General features: G+C 54.8%; 3 protein-coding genes. 2 read left to right on the plus strand and 1 reads right to left on the minus strand.

Features of this window, described 5'->3' with window-relative positions; genetic code table 11:
* The first annotated feature begins 860 nt into the window (after positions 1-860).
* Together AC5E6N_RS23880 and AC5E6N_RS23885 are read left to right on the plus strand one after the other, a co-directional pair.
* Positions 861-1,610 (plus strand): helix-turn-helix transcriptional regulator, encoded by a 750-nt coding sequence (locus AC5E6N_RS23880; protein ID WP_491750151.1) that lies wholly within the window; start codon positions 861-863, stop codon positions 1,608-1,610.
* Between the two features lie 39 nt (positions 1,611-1,649).
* Positions 1,650-2,174, plus strand: coding sequence for a hypothetical protein (locus AC5E6N_RS23885; protein ID WP_491688491.1), 525 nt, complete (start codon positions 1,650-1,652; stop codon positions 2,172-2,174).
* A 52-nt stretch (positions 2,175-2,226) separates the two neighbouring features.
* Here AC5E6N_RS23885 and AC5E6N_RS23890 read toward each other — a convergent pair whose 3' ends face one another.
* A complete protein-coding gene (locus AC5E6N_RS23890) occupies positions 2,227-2,913 on the minus strand; it encodes a class I SAM-dependent methyltransferase (protein WP_491750152.1) in 687 nt (228 codons plus the stop codon).
* Positions 2,914-3,165: the final 252 nt, after the last annotated feature.

Genomic DNA, 3,165 nt, shown 5'->3' on the forward strand with positions numbered 1-3,165 from the left:
CACTGTACTGGCCCTGGTACTGACCCTGATAGCTCTTCTGGCCCTGACCCTGATGCTGACCTTGATGCTGGTCTTGATCCTGGTCCTGGTGTTGACCCTGATGTTGGGTATCCCACCACCAATACTTCTTGGAACCCATTTGAGTGTCCTCACTTGTGTGGGACAGCCTCACCGCCACTCTTCTTCAAAGCGGTACTCAGCTGTCATGGTTTGAATACTGGACGAATGTCCGGTTTAATTTGGAACGGCCACGCCGGCTTCGAACGCCGAACATATGAGCCCGTGGCTTGCACTGCCTCCCTTCCTGTGTTCCTGACCGGCGGCCAAGCGAAAAGGCAAAAGGTCACCCTCAACCAAACGGCGAATCCGTCGCCATTTGCCTGTTTCAGATACCCCATGCCTTGAAGTCCGCTCTTTCGGCGGTCGGCAACAGTCTGTTAAGTTTTGAGAGGTGTGAAAACCCGGAAATTAATACTAGATATATTTGAGTATTAATTCGAAAGACGCGGATTACGTTTCTTTTTCAAGCTGTTGAACGTGCAAGAAATAACCGGAAAACAGGCGGTTTTGGCGTCCGGCAGGCAAAGGACACGAAAATGGCCACGGCGATCACGGCTCCGGATATCACGGGTTGTTTCCGTCATTAACAAGAATAGAACACCAGCTTCACTAGCTTGAAAAGGCTATATTTGCACGGATTTCGTAGCTATTTGCTAGACAATACCGGATATATATACCTATCGATGTATTTACCCCTCCTGCAAGAATTGGTAGTCTTTGCAAATACCAGAGGGGTGGGCAACCTCCGTCAAAAACCTGGCAGTTCAGTTTAATTCTGGGGCCTCTTAACGGAGGTAGTGATGAGTAGGGTGACCAAGGGCCCCGGCTCGGCGGACCGAGCTATTGTGTTTGTAGGCCCAAACCACAATTTTGCGGACTGCATTGAGACCGCGCTGACAAACGAAATTGAAGATCTTGTCCTCGAACGGCGGCTCGGTTTCAAACAGCTCTTCCAGAAAATCGAAAACCTTGAGGTGCGTGTGTGCCTCATCATCATAGACGAGACCCTGTCACAGGAGGTTCGCGCCAACCACGACAGGCTCCGCGAGTTCTTTCCGACACAGATCGTCTGTCTCGCATGCAATGAGACGCGACCCCTTGCCGATCATTTGAATGACACATCGCTGAACGGGCTGGTCAGGAGTTTCCTGCCCATGAACCTGCGGCTGGATATCTGGCTTTCGGCCGTGCGGCTGATGATCAATGGCGGCGAGTACATTCCCCAACGGATCATGCCGTCGGCCGATGCAGCACAACGCCGACAAATGTCAGCTCAACTCGCCATCGGCGAAAACAGGAAACGAGCGCGCGGCAAGGGAAACGGACATGCCCGCAGCGACAGGCTTACCGCGCGGGAAATAGACGTGCTGAAACTGGTCGCCAGAGGCTATCAGAACAAGGTTGTCGCGGCCGAACTGTCGCTGTCGGAAAACACCATCAAGCTGCATATGCACCATATCATAGAAAAGCTCGGTGTCGGCAACAGGACGGAGGCCGCGGCCGTCTATTTCGGTGAGATCGAGGCAAGCCGGCCGAACGGGACAGGATAAAGAGCGCCACTGCTTCCCGAATGTAAGGGTTCACCAAGGATGGTCGTTTCACAGACCAAACCGCAAACACAGCCGCATCTGCCCGAGCAGTTTCAGAAAATCCTGCTCCTGGTCGGGCAGATGAACTATTCCTGGACCAACACCGAGACGCTCCTCATTCACCTGATCGCAGGGCTGGCCGGCGTCGACAAGGAGACGGCAATCGTCATCTTCCTCACCTTGAACACCACACGCGCCCGGCTGGACCTTGTCGACCGGCTGGCCAAGATGGGACGGACCGAACCGGAGGCGCGAGAGGAAATCCTCGGTCTCACCAAAGACATGGTCAAGGTCCTCAAACACAAGAACCGCTACAATCACTGTCTTTATTCCTTCGATGACGAAGGCAGGAATGCGAAAACGATCCTGATGCGCATCGCCGAGACCAAGAGCGCAATCAAGATCGGCAAGACCCAGGACCTGGATGCCTCGGAAATCGGCAAGATCAGGGAATCGATCAGGATGATCGAGAGCATCAATCGCCGGACCTGGTCGGCGATCATGAAGTTCGGATTTCCACTGTGAGGTGCCACGCACTCTGTCGACCCCGCGCCCGGTCGCCGACGATCGTGTGTGATCAGGCCGCCGTCAGTTGGTAAACATGGACCGGATGCGGACTTAAGAGCTTGATCATCAGCTTGAGGAACCAGGACATCGGCAGCGACCGGACACGCTCGTTGCTGTGCAACGCGTTGCGGTGTTTTGAGTTGTAGTAGATGATGATCACCCTGCGCTCGGCGTCTTCATCCTTGCCATGTGAGTATTTGCGGATAACCCTGTCGAGCAGTTCCGCCTCGAACGGATTATAGAAATAGAGGATGCAGTCGGATTTCGGAGGATCGTAATCCATAACGTCGCAGCAGACCGATTTCACATCCTTGCACTTGAGATGGTGTTTCGGATAGCCCGCAATATTGCGCGTGGCGTGATCGTGCAGAACACTGCTGAATTCGATCCCGTGGACGATACGAAACGGCCAATGGGCGGCCGTCAGCAACATCCGCCCCCTGCCCGACCCGTAGTCGATAAAGGAAAATCTGCTGAGATCTTCGTTCAGGCCTTTGAGAATCCAGCCGAGGACGAGGCGCGGTGACGCGCCATACTCGTAGGACAAGCCGGCATGGGCCGGATTAATTGGCGACAGATCGTCCTGATGCAGCGTCCCGTGAGTGGCCACGGTCTCGCGGGATTCAAACCACCGATCCCACATCCAGTAATGTGCCCTGTAAAGCAGCATCGCCCAGTAGTGCCGTACAAACTGCATCTCAAATCCTGCCGATCGTATGCGTACAAGGACCGCCATAGAGGCGGAGCGGCATCGTATTGCGTTGTCCGCTGTCCGCATACACCGTGCAGGGCATGGTCGGGTCCGTATCATCCGGCCCCTGTGGTCCGGTCCGAACGACCGGCAGTCCATCTCCGGTTACGCAAATTGCCATCGGGCCCTGGCCCCTTTTTCGCGACCGTATCGTCATCGAAGTCTGCTCCCTGTTTCTGACAAAAGACGGTACATGGC

The sequence above is a fragment of the Hoeflea sp. genome, assembly GCF_984452065.1.